The sequence below is a fragment of the Rhizobium sp. BK196 genome, assembly GCF_014193255.1.
GTDB lineage: Bacteria > Pseudomonadota > Alphaproteobacteria > Rhizobiales > Rhizobiaceae > Rhizobium.
Window position 1 is genome coordinate 888,898 of record NZ_JACHZB010000001.1, and the last position, 15,637, is coordinate 904,534.

Annotated in this window: 16 protein-coding genes and 1 pseudogene; 9 read left to right on the top strand and 8 right to left on the bottom strand. The window is 58.7% G+C overall.

Annotation, left to right across the window (positions count from 1 at the left end; all coding sequences use genetic code 11):
- Positions 1–36: 36 nt before the first annotated feature.
- The gene (locus FHT78_RS04650) at positions 37–648 is read left to right on the top strand and encodes a 50S ribosomal protein L25/general stress protein Ctc (RefSeq protein WP_183741106.1); all 612 of its coding nucleotides are present in this window, start codon (positions 37–39) and stop codon (positions 646–648) included.
- 98 nt (positions 649–746) lie between these two features.
- Here the strand turns inward: FHT78_RS04650 and FHT78_RS29230 are convergent, their stop codons facing one another.
- Positions 747–962: a hypothetical protein gene (locus FHT78_RS29230; protein ID WP_246715167.1), complete on the bottom strand. Its 216-nt coding sequence runs from the start codon at positions 960–962 to the stop codon at positions 747–749.
- Between FHT78_RS29230 and FHT78_RS04655 the strand changes: the two genes are divergently transcribed.
- The 3 genes from FHT78_RS04655 (at position 951) to pth (ending at position 4,751) form a co-directional block, all read left to right on the top strand.
- Complete coding sequence (locus tag FHT78_RS04655) at positions 951–3,191, top strand: EAL domain-containing protein (protein WP_348644718.1); 2,241 nt, start codon at positions 951–953, stop codon at positions 3,189–3,191. The two genes, FHT78_RS29230 and FHT78_RS04655, sit on opposite strands and share 12 nt — an antisense overlap.
- Positions 3,192–3,217: 26 nt before the next feature.
- A complete protein-coding gene (locus FHT78_RS04660) occupies positions 3,218–3,940 on the top strand; it encodes a transporter substrate-binding domain-containing protein (protein ID WP_183741110.1) in 723 nt (240 codons plus the stop codon).
- 94 nt (positions 3,941–4,034) lie between these two features.
- Positions 4,035–4,751, top strand: a complete 717-nt coding sequence (gene pth / locus FHT78_RS04665) for an aminoacyl-tRNA hydrolase (protein WP_183741111.1) — start codon at positions 4,035–4,037, stop codon at positions 4,749–4,751.
- 57 nt (positions 4,752–4,808) lie between these two features.
- Here the strand turns inward: pth and clpS are convergent, their stop codons facing one another.
- Positions 4,809–5,120, bottom strand: a complete 312-nt coding sequence (gene clpS, locus FHT78_RS04670; protein WP_183741113.1) for an ATP-dependent Clp protease adapter ClpS — start codon at positions 5,118–5,120, stop codon at positions 4,809–4,811.
- Between the two features lie 226 nt (positions 5,121–5,346).
- On the opposite strand from clpS, the gene ychF reads away from it, so the two are divergent.
- Positions 5,347–6,450 (top strand): redox-regulated ATPase YchF, encoded by a 1,104-nt coding sequence (ychF, locus tag FHT78_RS04675; protein ID WP_183741115.1) that lies wholly within the window; start codon positions 5,347–5,349, stop codon positions 6,448–6,450.
- A gap of 78 nt (positions 6,451–6,528) precedes the next feature.
- On the opposite strand, the pseudogene FHT78_RS04680 reads toward ychF, so the two are convergent.
- Positions 6,529–7,600, bottom strand: a pseudogene (locus tag FHT78_RS04680) (hypothetical protein).
- A gap of 82 nt (positions 7,601–7,682) precedes the next feature.
- On the opposite strand from FHT78_RS04680, the gene FHT78_RS04685 reads away from it, so the two are divergent.
- Together FHT78_RS04685 and FHT78_RS04690 are read left to right on the top strand one after the other, a co-directional pair.
- On the top strand, positions 7,683–8,153 hold the full coding sequence (locus FHT78_RS04685) for a MaoC family dehydratase (protein WP_183741117.1): 471 nt from the start codon (positions 7,683–7,685) through the stop codon (positions 8,151–8,153).
- Entirely contained in the window at positions 8,150–8,617 is a 468-nt protein-coding gene (locus FHT78_RS04690) for a MaoC family dehydratase (RefSeq protein WP_183741119.1), read from the top strand. Before FHT78_RS04685 ends, FHT78_RS04690 begins: the two co-directional genes overlap by 4 nt.
- A 56-nt stretch (positions 8,618–8,673) precedes the next feature.
- On the opposite strand, the gene FHT78_RS04695 is transcribed toward FHT78_RS04690, so the two are convergent.
- From FHT78_RS04695 to petA, 4 genes are all read right to left on the bottom strand, one after another.
- The gene (locus tag FHT78_RS04695; protein WP_007824424.1) at positions 8,674–9,216 is read right to left on the bottom strand and encodes an adenine phosphoribosyltransferase; all 543 of its coding nucleotides are present in this window, start codon (positions 9,214–9,216) and stop codon (positions 8,674–8,676) included.
- 115 nt (positions 9,217–9,331) lie between these two features.
- A complete protein-coding gene (locus tag FHT78_RS04700) occupies positions 9,332–10,204 on the bottom strand; it encodes a cytochrome c1 (protein ID WP_183741121.1) in 873 nt (290 codons plus the stop codon).
- A gap of 25 nt (positions 10,205–10,229) precedes the next feature.
- Entirely contained in the window at positions 10,230–11,498 is a 1,269-nt protein-coding gene (locus FHT78_RS04705; protein WP_183741123.1) for a cytochrome b N-terminal domain-containing protein, read from the bottom strand.
- Between the two features lie 14 nt (positions 11,499–11,512).
- A complete protein-coding gene (gene petA / locus FHT78_RS04710; protein WP_183741125.1) occupies positions 11,513–12,088 on the bottom strand; it encodes a ubiquinol-cytochrome c reductase iron-sulfur subunit in 576 nt (191 codons plus the stop codon).
- 287 nt (positions 12,089–12,375) lie between these two features.
- Here petA and FHT78_RS04715 point away from each other — a divergent pair, with 287 nt between their 5' ends.
- Positions 12,376–13,305: an endonuclease/exonuclease/phosphatase family protein gene (locus tag FHT78_RS04715; protein ID WP_183741127.1), complete on the top strand. Its 930-nt coding sequence runs from the start codon at positions 12,376–12,378 to the stop codon at positions 13,303–13,305.
- Here the strand turns inward: FHT78_RS04715 and FHT78_RS04720 are convergent.
- On the bottom strand, positions 13,276–15,174 hold the full coding sequence (locus FHT78_RS04720) for an ABC transporter ATP-binding protein (protein WP_183741847.1): 1,899 nt from the start codon (positions 15,172–15,174) through the stop codon (positions 13,276–13,278). The genes FHT78_RS04715 and FHT78_RS04720 overlap by 30 nt on opposite strands.
- Before the next feature lie 161 nt (positions 15,175–15,335).
- On the opposite strand from FHT78_RS04720, the gene FHT78_RS04725 reads away from it, so the two are divergent.
- A complete protein-coding gene (locus tag FHT78_RS04725) occupies positions 15,336–15,587 on the top strand; it encodes a ribbon-helix-helix domain-containing protein (protein WP_183741129.1) in 252 nt (83 codons plus the stop codon).
- Positions 15,588–15,637: the final 50 nt, after the last annotated feature.

Genomic DNA, 15,637 nt, shown 5'->3' on the forward strand with positions numbered 1-15,637 from the left:
CTGCGGGCTCTCCAAATAACCTCGAAAGGACTAGCCATGAGCCACGAAACGTACGAGCTCAAGGCCGAGGCGCGCGAACGGGTTGGTAAGGGGTCCGCCCGTGAACTCCGCCGCAACGGCTTTATTCCCGCTGTCATCTATGGTGACAAGCAGGCCCCGATTTCCATCGCTATCAACACCAATGAGGTGACGAAGCGCATTCATGCCGGTGGCTTCATGACCACCGTTGCGACGATCGACGTCGACGGCAAGAAGTACCAGGTTCTGCCGAAGGACTACCAGCTCGATCCGGTCCGCGACTTCACGATGCACGTCGATTTCCTGCGCGTATCCGGCAACACCCAGGTTACCGTTGAAATCCCGGTTCACTTCGTCAATGAAGAAAAGTCCCCGGGCCTCAAGGTCGGCGGCGTCCTGAACATCGTTCGTCACGAAGTCGAAGTTCACTGCCCGGCAAACGCGATCCCGGAATTCTTCACGGTTGACCTTTCCGGCCACAAGATCGGCGACAGCATCCATATTTCCGAAGTCACTCTGCCGAAGGGCGTGACCCCGGTTATCGCTGACCGCGACTTCACCATCGCAACGATCATCGCTCCGGCTGCCGGCGTCGACGAAACCGCTGCCGAAGGCGAAGCAGAAGCCTGATCGCTTCTACCAATTTGTAAAGCATAAGGCCCGTTTTCCGCGAGGAAAGCGGGCTTTTTCATTGCCGATAAGGCCCATTTCAGCAACATTTAACACATTCATGGAAGCATGCTTCGGCTGGTCGCGAAGTTCCCGCCCTGCTGCGTGACCGCAGAATATTCCGACCCCGTGGAGCAAACGGAACCATGAATAATTCCGTTGAGAACAGATTTTTTGCAATTGTTTGCGGCGCGCTGCTTGTTTTTGTAGCTCCCCTTTTTGTTCTTTTTCTTTTCCTTTCTTCCGAACGCGCCGACAAGGAAATACGCGATCATATTTCCGTTCTTCTTGTGGCCAACGCCCAGGCGCTCGCCAAGCCGCTCTGGGATCTCGATGCTGACAGTGTAACCCAGATCAGCGCGACGGTTGTTTCACAAGGCGCAATCGTCAAGGTTGAAGTGCGCGACCAGTCGGGCCAGCTCGACGTCAGCCAATCCACCATTCCGCGCTCCTTCGATGGCAAGCTGGTTCAGGTTTCCCGCGCCATCATCTACAACACCGTCGATGGGCCGAAAAACCTCGGCAGCATTTCCGTCTTCTATCCGGCTCTCGGCCTGTTTTCCGGCCTGAAGCAAGAAGAGGTCGTCTTCATCTCGATCTTTATTTTCGCGGTGCTGGCCGTTTTCGCGACCGCGCTCATCGGCAACCGCATCTTCGTTATCCAGCCGCTGATGCGCCTGACGGCTGCGATCGAGGCGACACGCCAACTCGGCTCCCGTCACCATGTCGACTGGCAGTCGAACGACGAAATGGGCCGCCTTGCCCAAAGCTTCAACGAAATGCAGACGAAGCTTGAAAACGAGGAAACCGAGCTGAAGTTCGCACATCGCCGCGCCACCGACATCTATAACCTGACGCCCGCGATGCTCTTCTCCCTCGATGAAGAAGACCGCATCACCGCCGTCAGCGACTACTGGCTGTTTGCGACCGGCTATGACCGCGCCGCCGTCATCGGCCGGAATTTCTCCGATCTCGTCACGCCCTTCACCCGCGACAAGTTCATCAAGCGCAAAAGCCAGCGTGAGAACGGCACTGGCGATGTCACCGTCAAGTTCGTCTGTATGGACGGCCGCATCATGGATGTCCTGATAATGGAGTCGGCGCTGACGACCCAGGGACAGGAAGGTCAGTCGCTCTCCGTCATGACCGACGTGACGGAGCTGAAGGCCTCCGAAGACCGCAACCATCGCCAGGCGATCACGGACCATCTGACCGGCCTGTTGAACCGTCAAGGCTTTGAAGCCGTGCTCGACAGCAAGATCGCAGCAGCCGATGCCGCCGATCAGGAACTTGCCTGCCTCTTCGTCGACCTCGACCGCTTCAAGTGGATCAACGACAATATGGGCCACGCCGCAGGCGATGCGGCCCTTATTGAACTCGTGGAGCGGCTGAAGACATTGCTTGCTCCCTCCGATGAAGCTGCCCGTCTCGGCGGCGATGAATTTGCCATCTTGCTGCCCGCCAAGAATGCCGAAAAGCGCGCTCGCGCCATGTGCGACCAGATCGCCTCGATCTTCGAGACCCCTTTCGGCCCGGACATGCATCTCAGCGCCTCTGTCGGCATCGCCATCTATCCTCGCCACGCTGCGACGGCAGCCGAACTGCTGCAGAAATCCGACATGGCCATGTACGCCAAGAAGCGCGACGGCAAGAACGGCGCACAGATCTTCGATAGCAGCATGCTAGACCACGCCCGCCGCCGCGCCGAGATCGAAGCGCATATCGAAGCCGGCCTCGCCGACGACTGGTTCGAGGCCTATCTGCAGCCGATTGTGAACCTGAACGGCCGCGGTATTGCCGGGTTCGAAGCGCTGATGCGCCTCAACCATCCGCAGAAAGGTCTCATGCCGCCGGCCGAGATCATCAGCGTAGCCGAAGAGACTGCCAAGATCGTCCGCGTCGGTAACGTCATCATGGAAAAGGCGATCGCCAATCTGGCGAAGATTTCCCGTCTGCCTGGCATGCAGGACACCTATCTCGCCATCAATTTTTCGCCGCTGCAGTTCGAACCTGCGCTCGCCGCCCGCCTTGCCGCCATTCTCGGCCGCCATGGTATCCTGCCGGATCGTATCGTGGTCGAAATCACGGAGGCTGTGCTGATGCACGACAACCCGCAGATCCGCATGATCGTGACGGAGATGCGCCGTTTCGGCTGCCGCATCGCGCTTGACGATTTCGGCACCGGCTACTCTTCGCTGAGCTATCTCAATCGCTTTCCGGTCGACATCATCAAGATCGACCAGTCCTTCGTCCGCGCCATCAACGATGCTGACGATGACGTACGCCAGAAAAGCCGCATGCTGATCGAAGGCATCACCACACTGTCGCACAAGATGAACTGCACCGTCATCGCCGAAGGCATCGAGACGGAGGAGGAATGCGGCACGCTGCACCAGATGGGGCTCGACTATGGTCAGGGCTATCTGTTCCACCGTCCGCAGAACGCTGCCAAGCTGATCGAGGAACTGAGCGACTCGCTTTCGGATGTGGCGCGCGCTTCATGAACTGACGGGATATGGGAGGTATCGTGATGAAAAAGCTGTTGCTTCTTGCATTTCTTGCCCTGCCCTGCTTTGCCGCTTCTGCCTCGGCCCAGGCGGTAAGTCTGTTGACCGAAGAATATGCCCCGTTCAACTACCGCGATGGAAAGGTCATCAAGGGCGCGACCGTCGAACAGGTCGAGAAGGTGATGGCCGACATCAATCTCGACTATAGGCTCGATGTAATGCCTTGGGCACGCGCGTTCAGTCTCGCACGCACGACGCCGATGACCTGCGTTTTCGCGACCGCTCATAACGCCGCACGTGACGGCTTGTTCAAATGGGTCGAGCCGCTTCTCGTCGACCGCAACATCCTGATTACCCGCAGAGGATCAGGCGTCTCGGCCGCCAATCTTGAAGACGCCAGGAAATACGTCATCGGCACGCAGCGCGACGACTATACGGAAGTGACGCTGAAGGAGAAGGGCTTTACCAAGCTCGACCTCGCCAGCGATTTCAACGCCACGCTGCGCAAGCTGCTTGGCGGGCGCATCGACATGATGCCGATCTCCGAACTTTATTTCGACAAGCTGAAGGCCGACCAGCCGCTGGAAATGGTAACCGTGCTCTCCTCCCAGCCGATGGGTATTGCCTGCGAGAAGAATTTCCCGGACGATCTTCTGGCCCGCATGCAGGCCTCGCTGGACAAGCTGATCGCCAGCGGCGAACAGAAACAGATCTTCCTGAAATATGGTCTGCATCTGCTGAAATGATCGGCCGCCTGCCGTTCACGCCCGCCTTTGCCACTTGACTTTGCCGCCATTTCGCGGTGGTGAACGCCAACAGCTCTTGCAAGGAAGACAGGCCATGCTGATCATCGCGGGTCTCGGCAATCCCGGCGCGAAATATGCCGGCAACCGGCACAATATCGGCTTCATGGCGGTGGATGCCATCTACCGCCGTCACAGCTTTTCGCCCTGGTCGAAAAAGTTCAAGGCCGAGATTTCCGAAGGGGAGCTGGCGGGTGAGAAGGTGCTGCTGATCAAGCCGCAGACTTTCATGAACCTGTCGGGCGAAGCGGTCGGCGAAGCCATGCGCTTCTATAAGCTTCAGCCTTCCGATCTCGTGGTGATCTATGACGAACTCGATCTTCCGGCCGGCAAGGCGCGGCTGAAGACTGGCGGCGGCCATGGCGGCCACAACGGCATCAAATCGCTCGACGCCCATTGCGGCAAGGAATACCGTCGCCTGCGCCTCGGTATCGGTCATCCCGGCGTTAAGGAACTGGTGCATAATCATGTGCTCGGCGATTTCGCCAAGGTCGACAGCGACTGGCTGGAGCCGCTGCTTGACACGCTCGCCGACAATGCCGAGATGCTGGTCCGCAAAGAGGATTCCCAGCTGATGAACAAGATCGCGCTGGCGCTCGGCGGCAAGCCGGAAGAGGAAAAGCCGAAGCCGGAGAAGAAGCCAGTGGCAAAATCCCATATCCATCAGGCCCGCAATCAGAGCCAGCAGAAGCTTCCGGCGATCGGCCCCATGGCCGAGATGCTCAAGAAGATGTTCAGCAACAAGGACGACTGAATGCGATGGCGGCATATCCGCCGGCCGTCTTGAGAATATGCGCTATTCCTCGGGCCTCTATTCTTCAGGCTCGGTCGTGAACATCAGCGGAAAGCCCATCTCCTTGGCAAGGTCGATGGCTTCCTTGGCCTTTGTCTCGGCAATATCCTTGGCACAGACCACGACCACGCAAGAGCCGAGCTTGTGTGCCGTCATCATCACGCGGTAGCCGGCTTCCTCGCTCATGCGGAAGACGACTTTGAGCACCACGATGACGAATTCGCGCGGCGTATAATCATCATTGACGAGAATGACCTTGTAAAGCTTCGGCTTGTCCAGCTTGGGCTTCACCCTGGTCTTGGGTTTTAAGGCGACGTCGTTGTCAACCATCGGAAATCCGCCCGTTGATGACATGGGAAGGGGTTTCGATCTAACTAAGCTTTTTAGATTGCAGAATTTCGACACCTGGTGCCGGGAAAATCCCACGAGGTGAGAATAAGTCTGCCAAGCGCTGACGGCAAGGGAGCGGCGAGAAAAGCGCTCTAAGACTTGACCGCTCCCCTCCTTTATCCCATAGCCACGGCCAAGGATTTCTTGAGAACAGCAGGTTTCAGCCATGGGCTTCAAATGCGGTATCGTCGGTCTGCCGAATGTCGGCAAGTCGACCCTCTTCAATGCGCTCACCAAGACGGCGGCAGCACAGGCGGCGAACTATCCCTTCTGCACGATCGAACCGAACACCGGCGAAGTGGCCGTTCCCGATGAACGCATGAGGAAGCTTGCCAACATCGCGAAGTCCAAGGAGATCATTCCGACCCGCATCAACTTCGTCGATATTGCCGGCCTCGTGCGCGGCGCATCCAAGGGTGAAGGTCTCGGCAACCAGTTCCTCGCCAATATCCGCGAAGTCGATGCCATCGTGCATGTGCTGCGCTGCTTCGAAGACGGCGACATCACCCACGTGGAAGGCCGCATCGATCCCGTTGCCGACGCCGATACGATCGAGACCGAACTGATGCTCGCCGATCTCGAGAGCCTGGAGCGCCGCACGGAACAGACGCGCAAGCGCGCCACCGGCAAGGACAAGGAGTCGATGGCGATGTTGCCGATCATGGAAGCCTCGCTCGCCCTGTTGCGAGAAGGCAAGCCGGTCCGCACCCTCCTTGCAAAGCTCGATGCCGAAGAGACCGGCATTCTGAAGGGCTTGAACCTTCTGACATCGCACCCGGTTCTCTATGTCTGCAACGTCGCCGAAGGCGATGCCGCGACCGGCAACAAATATACCGAGGCCGTCGCCGCGATGGCCAAGGCTCAGGGTGCCGAAACCGTCACCATCTCGGCCGCGATCGAATCCGAAGTCGCCCAGCTTCCGGATGAGGAAGCCAAGGAATTCCTCTCGGCTCTCGGCCTTGACGAAGCAGGCCTCGACCGCCTGATCCGCGCCGGCTACAAACTGCTCCACCTCATCACCTATTTCACCGTCGGCCCGAAGGAAACGCGCGCCTGGACGATCGAACGCGGCACCAAGGCGCCGCAGGCTGCCGGCGTCATCCACTCGGATTTCGAACGCGGCTTCATCCGCGCCAACACCATCGCCTATGACGACTACATCCAGTTCGGCGGCGAAGTCGGCGCCAAGGAAGCCGGCAAGGCACGTGACGAAGGCAAGGAATATGTCGTCCAGGACGGCGACGTCATCCACTTCCGCTTCAATACCTGATGCATAAGCATGTCGCGCAACGCCTGCAGCGTTTTTGCGATAAGGACATGCGTCAAAAAGAAAAACCAAAGCTGCCGCTCAGCCGGGCGGTAGCCTCCCTACCACGCCTGACGGCAAGGCGCGCAGCACGATGCGCCGAAGCGGCATCCAGCCCGTACCGATGACGAGCACGATCACGCCGACGATAATGAGCGTTCCGAAAATATAGGTATCGACGGTCGCATTCCCCTGCCGGAATATCCCATAGATCGCTAGTCCCAGCGTCAGCAGGCCTGATGTCACGAAAGCGCGCCGATCGATGATCAGGCCGATCAGCATCAGCAGTGCGACGATTACGACGACAACGGGCGTCTTGAAGGAATTCGCGTCCATGATATCTAGCCAGCCGCCATCGAGTGAAAGCAAGATCCGGATGCTGTAAAGCAGCGCAGGTGCGGCAACGAGATGAAGCCAGAAGGCGACGTCCGATCGCGTCGTGCGGCGAAGCCTGTCGCTGAGATCGAAGCCAAGCGCGGCGACGAACAGGCCGACGGCGCAGGCAAACAGGATGACCGACACGAGAGTTGGATGGTTGAGGATGAAGGCATCGTCGCCGCTCGCCCATTGCAGCAGGCGGAAGACAAGCGCGAGGATGAGGGCCAGCCCCGAGAAGATGGAAAGTGCAAGCGCAAGCGGCACACGGTAGCGCAGATAGAAAAGCCCCGTGATGACGGGAAATGCGACGATGAACCTATCGATGCCATCGCCTGTCAGCCACAGATCGGCATTGGAGGGATAGATCGACAGCATCATCCGGAAGGTCCCAGAAAAAAACCGCCAGCGTTAGCACGACAGCCGGCAGTGCGAGGCGCTGGCGCTTCACGAGGATTTCTGCGAGCACGAGGATTGCCGGCAGCACTGCATAGAGTGAGGCAAGCCCCCAGAGACCCGGCAGCACGATCAGGATGCCGATGGTGATAAGGACGTCGTGAAAGCCCCGCACGAAGCGCGGCGTCTCTGTATCCGACCATGCCGGCTCCAAAGACCCCGCCGCATGCGCGTCGACGACGACACCGCGTGCTGCCAGGAACGGCACCAGCCGCTCGCCGGCCTCGGCGGTAATAAGCTCCTCGCGCGCCGCCTCATCGAGTATCGACCTTAGTTCAGTCATGCTGGTTCGTTCCCACGGAATCATTTGAGCCCGCAGGGATGCTATTGTAAGCAATGAGGCCTGCCTATGATGAGGAGCCCTAATGCCTGCAGAAAAGCTCGCCTATGAGGATTTTCAGCCCGGCCGGCGTTTTCCGCTCGGTCCGAAAGCAGTGACGGCAGCAGAAATCATCGAATTCGCCTCAGAGTTCGACCCGCAGCCCATGCATCTGGACGAGGCCGCAGGCCGTGCCAGCATCCTTGGCGGCCTTGCCGCCTCCGGCTGGCACACCTCGGCAATGTTCATGCGCATGATGGCCGATAGCTATGTGTTGAATTCTCTCTGTGAAGGTGCACCCGGCGTCGATTTCATGGAGTGGCGCAAGCCGGTGCTGGCAGGCGACACGCTTTCCGGCCATTCGACGGTGCTGGAGGCGCGTGCCCTTCGCTCACGTCCGGGCCTCGGCATCGTCAAGTTTCGCCACGAGGTGGAAAACCAGCGCGGCGAACCGGTCTGCCTGTCGGAAAATTCCGTCATCTTCGGCATGCGTGGCGGCCCGGAGGCCACCGCATGAGAATGACCGAACTCTACGCAGTCGGTGAGAAGAGCGAGATCGGCACCTATGTCTTCACCGAGGAAAAGATCCTCAACTTCGCCCGGAAATACGATCCGCAGCGCTTTCATACCGACAAGGATGCGGCCAGGGACACCATGTTCGGCGGGCTCTGCGCCTCCGGATGGCATACGACAGCCGCCTGGATGCAGTGTTTCCTCAAATACTGGATGGCGGAGATCAGCCGGCTGAAGAGCGAAGGCCTGGAGCCGCCAAACCTCGGCCCCTCACCCGGCTTCCAGAAACTGCAATGGCTGAAACCGGTCTTTGTCGACGAGACGATCAGCTATTCCGTGACCTTTCTCTCTGGCCGCCCGCTTGCGTCGCGACCGAGCTGGCATGTGAACAGCATCCTCTGCGAAGGCGTCAATCAGGACGGTATTCCGGTCATCCGCTTCGAAAGCAGCGTGCTCGAATTCGAGTAATGCGGCAGAAGCAATTCCAGCAGACGCCTGCAACGGCCCTGCTGGAATTGTCATGCTCAATGGCCGGCGAATTCTACGAGCGTGTGCACGTCGACACCGAGGTCTTCGAGCTTCTTGCGGCCGCCGAGATCCGGCAAGTCGATGACGAAGCAGGCGCCGACCACTTCCGCGCCGATCTGGCGGAGAAGCTGGGTCGCGCCCACGGCCGTGCCCCCCGTTGCGATCAGATCGTCAACGAGGATCACCTTCTCTCCCGGCTGGACGGCATCGCGGTGCATCTCCATTTCGTCCACGCCATATTCCAGGCTGTAGGCGATGCGCACCGTGTCATGCGGCAGCTTGCCCTTCTTGCGGATCGGCACGAAGCCCGACGACAGCTGATGCGCGACTGCGCCGCCAAGGATGAAGCCACGCGCTTCCATGCCGGCGATCTTGTCGACTTTCAGACCAGCATAGGGCTGCACTAGCTCATCAACCGCGCGACGGAAGGCACGCGGATTGCCGAGCAGCGTCGTGATGTCGCGAAAGATGATGCCGGGCTTTGGGTAGTCCGGAATGGAGCGGATGCTGGCTGCAAGCTCCGAAAGCGTGTTGTTCATCGAAAATCCGTATCTGCGAGGGGCACAAAACGCCCGCACACTATCAATTGCGCAGGGTCAAACCAAACAAAAAAGGCGGCTGAAAAGCCGCCTTTCCGATGAGATTGGATATCTCTCAGTGGTCGGTGCGCGCATAGACCGAACGCTTGGTCAGATAGATCAGCACAGTGAAGATCAACAGGAAGACCATGACCATGAAGCCGGTACGCTTGCGCTCTTCGAGGTGCGGCTCGGACGCCCACATCAGGAACGACGAGACGTCCTTGGCATACTGATCGACCGTCTGCGGCGAGCCATCGTCATAAGTAACCTGATCGTTGGAGAGCGGCTTCGGCATGGCGAAGGCAGCCGCCGCATGGAAATACGGGTTGTAATGCGCACCAGCCGGAACCTGGAAGCCAGCCGGTGGCTCTTCATAGCCGGTCAGCAGCGAGTAGATATAATCCGGGCCGCTTTCCTGGTACTGGGTGAAGATATCGAAGACGAACTGCGGGAAACCGCGCTCGACTTCGCGTGCCTTGGCGAGCAGCGACATATCCGGGGGAGCTGCGCCGTTGTTGGCAGCAGCGGCAGCTTCCGCGTTCGGATAGGGCGACGGGAAGTGGTCGGACGGAACCGCCTTGCGGGTAAACATCTCACCGCTGGCATCCGGACCGTCCTGAACTTCGTAGTTGGCCGCAAAGGTCTTCACCTGCGCATCCGAATAGCCGAGCTCGCTCAGCATGCGGAAGGGTACGAGGTTCATCGAGTGGCAGGCGGAACAGACTTCCGTGTAGACCTTCAGGCCACGCTGGAGCTGGCCCTTGTCGTAGTGGCCGAACGGACCCGCGAAGGTCCAGTCGATTTCCTTGGGTTCCTTCAGCGGATAATGCGGCGTAGCACTTTCCTCATGGTGAGCGGCCGGAGCCGCTGCCTCCTGAGCAAAAGCCACACCAGCAACACCGGCTGTGACAGCGAGCGACACTATGCTTGCAACAAGCTTTTTCATGTTTCTATTCCTTCCCGTCGCTCGCTCAGGCCTTGACCGCAGCAATCTTGTTGCGCTTTTCGAGCACCGCTTCAGTGATCGAGTTCGGGATGCGGCGCGGTGTCTCCACCAGACCGAGAACCGGCATCGCGACCAGGAAGAAGGCGAAGTAGAGCAGCGTGCAGAACTGCGAGATCATCGTGTAGATGCCTTCCGCAGGCTGCGAGCCGAGCCAGCCGAGGATGATCGCGTTGATCACGAACAGCCAGTAGAACAGCTTGAACCACGGACGATAGACCGCCGAACGGACCTTCGAAGTGTCGAGCCAGGGCAGGAAGAACAGCACGATGATCGCGCCGAACATGACGAGGACACCGCCGAGCTTGGAATCGATCGGGCCGACATTGAAGGTGATCGAACGCAGCATGGCGTAGAACGGCAGGAAGTACCATTCCGGAACGATGTGAGCCGGGGTCTTCAGCGGGTCGGCCGGAATGTAGTTGTCGGCGTGGCCGAGATAGTTCGGCAGGTAGAAGACGAAATAGGCATAGACGATCAGGAAGACCGAGACGCCGAGTGCATCCTTGAGCGTCGCGTAGGGCGTGAAACGAACCGTGTCCGTCTTGGTTTTGACCTCGACGCCCGTCGGGTTCGTCTGACCGGTGACATGCAGAGCCCAGATGTGCAGGACGACGACGCCGGCGATCATGAAGGGCAGCAGGTAGTGCAGCGAGAAGAACCGGTTCAGGGTCGGCTGATCGACGGCGAAGCCGCCGAGCAGGAACTGCTGAACCCATTCGCCGACCAGCGGAAAGGCCGAAAAGAAGCCTGTGATGACGGTCGCACCCCAGAAGGACATCTGCCCCCAGGGCAGAACGTAGCCCATGAAGCCTGTCGCCATCATCAGCAGATAGATGACGACGCCAAGGATCCAGAGGATTTCGCGCGGCGCCTTGTACGAGCCGTAGTAGAGGCCGCGTGCGATGTGTAGATAAACGGCAACGAAGAAGAAGGAGGCGCCGTTAGCGTGTAGGTAGCGCAGCAGCCAGCCGTGATTGACGTCACGCATGATCTTTTCAACCGAGTTGAAGGCGATCGTCGTGTCAGCGGCGTAATGCATGGCAAGCACGACGCCCGTCAGGATCTGCACGATCAGCATGACGCTGAGCATAGCGCCGAAAGTGTAGGCGTAGTTGAGATTCCTCGGAACCGGATAGGCAACAAAACTGTCATAGATCATGCGCGGCAGTGGAAGGCGCGCATCGACCCATTTCTCCAGGCCGGTTGATGGCTCGTAGCTGGAATGGCCACTCATAAATCAGTCTCCCCTCAACCGATCTTGATCTTGGTATCGGACACGAATGAAAAGGTCGGGATCGCCAGGTTCTGCGGCGCCGGACCTTTACGGATGCGGCCGGCCGTATCGTAGACCGAGCCATGGCAGGGACAGAACCAACCATTATATTCGCCGGCCTGACCGAGCGGAACGCAGCCGAGATGGGTGCAGGTGCCGATCATGACGATCCAGTTTTCCTTATCCTTGCCGCCCGAGCGGTCAGCGCCCGTTGCCGGAGCGTCGGCAGGAAGGTTTGCATTACGGGCGATCGGGTCCTTGAGGTCCGACAGCTGGACATCGGCCGCAGCCTTCACCTCTTCCGGCGTACGGTTGCGGATGAAGATCGGCTTGCCGCGCCACTTGACCGTCAGCGACATGCCGGGTTCGAGGCTCGCGACATCCACTTCGATGGAAGCAAGCGCCAGCGTCGATGCATCCGGACGCATCTGGTCGATGAACGGCCAGGCAACCGCAACGGCGCCGACCACACCGGCCATACCGGTGGTGAGATAAAGGAAATCACGGCGAGTGGGCTCTGAGGCCTCGCTTGTCGTTACGTGTTCGCTCACGGCTTAACCATCCTCTGCGCAATTGTCGCGGAACTCCGCCCTGCCCCTCCAGAGGCGGCGAATCTACATGAACATATTTCCGACATAGATTCCCCACCAATCCGGCGCGTTCTATGCTTGATCGCAAATTATGTCCAGCCTTGACAAGGGGACGAGGGCACAATGTCGCGGGAAATTTCAGTGAATTTTTTAAGGCAATCACCGACTTGCAACTTTGCTGCGTTGCAACAAACGAGGGGCCGTGTTAGGCGCTGGTGAGTTTGGCATACGAATTTGGATTTGCGCCGATGAGGCAAACTGTTTTCTGCGTATTGAGCGTCCTCATCACCATTGTCCTGGCCCTTGTCTCACTCCGTTATCTTACCGATTTCTGGCTGCTTTCGCTCGTTTACAGCTTCCAGATTCATCTCGGCATCCTCTGCGCCATGGGCGCTGTCGTTGCCCTGTTCGTCAAGCGGCACTGGTACGGTTTTCTAATGCTGGTGGCAGCAATCCTCCTGACCATCCACGGCGTCATCATGCTGCGTGAATTCGCAGGCAAACCGCCGGCCGACGATACTCCTCGCCTTTTCCGGCTGATGTCCTTCAATATCGAGAATGACAATTTTGAAAACGGCGGACGGATTGCCGACGCCATACTGGCTTCAGGCGCCGATGTGGTCGATATTATGGAGGCCGAGCCGGTCTTTGCGCAGTTACCACGACTTCAGCAGCTCTATCCCTACCGGATCGGCTGCGATGCGAGTGAGAAATGCGATACGCTTGTGCTGTCGAAACGTCCCTTTGTCCGGCAGGAAACCCGCGACATCGGCGAGCTTTGGAAACAGCGGCTCGTTTCGATTTCGATCGACTTCGATGGAACGCCTGTCGATCTCCTGTTCCCCCATCTCTCCAAACCATACTTTGATGATTTTCAGGCCGACGAGCTTGAGGATCTCACGGCTTTTATGAAGCCTCATACAGGTGCACTGGTGGTTGCCGGAGATTTCAATTCCTCGATCCTGGCACCGACTATCCAGCATTTTTTGCGCGGGACGGGACTAACGACAGATTTCCCGGAACCCACCACCTGGCCAGTCAGCGCCGGCTCCTTCGGCATCAGCATCGACCATATCTTCGCAAGACCACCGCTGCTCATCCGCGCAACGAGCCGGCTGGAAGACAGCTTCGGCTCGAACCACTACGGCCTAGTCAGCGATTTCGTTCGCGAATACTGAGCGCGTATTGTCATCACCGGAAGCAAGGAAGCCGCCGGACTGGCGTGCCCAGAGATCGGCATAAAGCCCGCCCTGCTTCAGAAGCGCATCATGCGTGCCTTCTTCGATGATCTTGCCGCGGTCGATCACGACAAGCCTGTCGAGCGCGGCGATCGTCGAAAGCCGGTGGGCAATCGCAAGCACCGTCTTGCCTTCCATCACGCGGTTCAAATTTGACTGGATCGCCTCTTCCACTTCTGAATCAAGCGCCGACGTCGCCTCGTCGAGAACGAGGATCGGTGCATCCTTCAGCAACACACGCGCAATAGCGATACGCTGGCGCTGACCGCCAGAGAGCTTGACTCCGCGCTCGCCGACATGCGCGTCAAAACCCTTGCGACCCTGCTGGTCTCGCAGTCGCTCGATGAAATCGAGCGCCTCGGCGCGGCTGGCCGCCTCGATAAGGCGCTCCTCGCCAGCATCTGGCCTGCCGAAGAGGATATTATCACGCACGGAGCGATGCAGCAGCGACGTATCCTGGCTGACCATGCCGATCTGCATGCGTAATGATTCCTGGGTGACGGCGGCGATATTCTGCCCGTCGATCAAAATGCGCCCGCCTTCGAGATCGTAGAGACGCAGGAGAATATTCACGAGCGTCGACTTGCCGGCACCGGAGCGGCCGATGATACCGACCTTTTCGCCAGGATGGATCGTCAGCGAGAAATTGTCGATGACCGCATTCTCCTTGCCGTAGTGGAAGGAAACATTCTCGAAACGGATACCCGGCTGCTTGATGACGAGTGCCTTCGCATCAGGGCGGTTGACGAGATGCAGCGGTTGGGAAATCAGCTCGGCCGCATTCTGAATGGTGCCGAGATTGCGCATGATGCCGTTAAACTGGGTCATCAATCGGCCGAGAAGGAAGTTCAGCCTGAGAACCAGCGTCAGCGAAAAGGCGACTCCACCCGAGCTGATCAATCCGCGCAGCCACAAATCGACGCTGAGGCCGGCCATGGCGACGATCATCAGACCTGACAGCAGCGCCATGGACGCGCGCACACCAGTTATAAAGCGTGTGAACTGCAGCACCGTTTCCTGATAGGCATTGAAGCCGTCAAGCATGTAGCGGTCGCTCTCCTCGTCGCGTGCGAAGAGCTTCAGCGTCTGGATATTGCTGTAGGCATCGACGATGCGGCCATTGAGCAGCGAGGCTGCTTCCGCGGTTTCACGCGAGTGATAGCGGATGCGCGGCACGAAGTAGCGGGCTAGCACGCTGAAAGCAACCAGCCAAAAGAGAACCACCGCCGCCAGCGAGAAATCGAGCCGTCCGACGAGAACGAGCGTGGTGACGGCATAAATGCCGACGAACCAGACGCTTTCCATCAGCGATGTCACGAGATCGCCTGTCGCCTGCCCCGCAGACCAGACCTTGGTAACGATGCGGCCGGAAAAATCGCTCTGGAAGAAGGTAAGCGACTGGCGCGACACATGCAGATAGGACTGCCAGCGCGCCAGATTGTAGAAACCCGGCGTGATCACCTGCTGGTCGATCAGCGCAATCAGGAAGGCGACGACGAAACGGACAATGCCGATCAGGGCCAGCATGCCGAAAATCTCGCCACCATGAGCGGCCAGAAGTGTGCTCCAGCCGGCTCCGGGCTTGATCGTACTGAGAATATCGACGAGCCGTCCCACGAACCAGAAGAGGGCTGCTTCGATTGCCGCTGACATGCCGCCGAGCACTAGCATGGCGACAAACGGCCACTTTGCCTGACCGATATAGAACCAGATGAATGCAAGTGTATTACGCGGCGGCTGAAGATTGTCGCGGGCGCGGAAGGGATCTATCCAGGTTTCGAACAGGCGAAGGATCGGAGTGAGCAGCATCACCGCGATATAGGCCCGTTCGCAATAGCGGCAAAGAGGATTGGGGCGGGCACAACCTTATATTTTGGTAATCATCGGTAATATCGGCGTCATCTCCATTGATACGGGTGGAAGCGGCCACGATCTCATGCCATGATCGCGCCTTACCGGAGACTGCGGATATGGAAACGAAAACGCTCATTGCGCATCTTCCGCTTCCCCTTGCGGAAAAGCTCGACGCCCTGGCGGACGCGCTGGATGTGCCGCGCGACAGCATCGTGACGGAAGCGATAGCAAACTGGATCGAGCGCGAGGAGCGGCAGCGCATCTTCACGCTGCAATCGCTTGCTTCGAGCTCGATCATGGTCGTGGAACACCATCGCGTCATCGACTGGGCCGACAGCCTGTGTGCCGACCGGGTCCGTTCGCTATAAGCGAGCAACTGCAATTCTTCAGTCAGACAAAAGCCCTTCCCGCAGCAGCG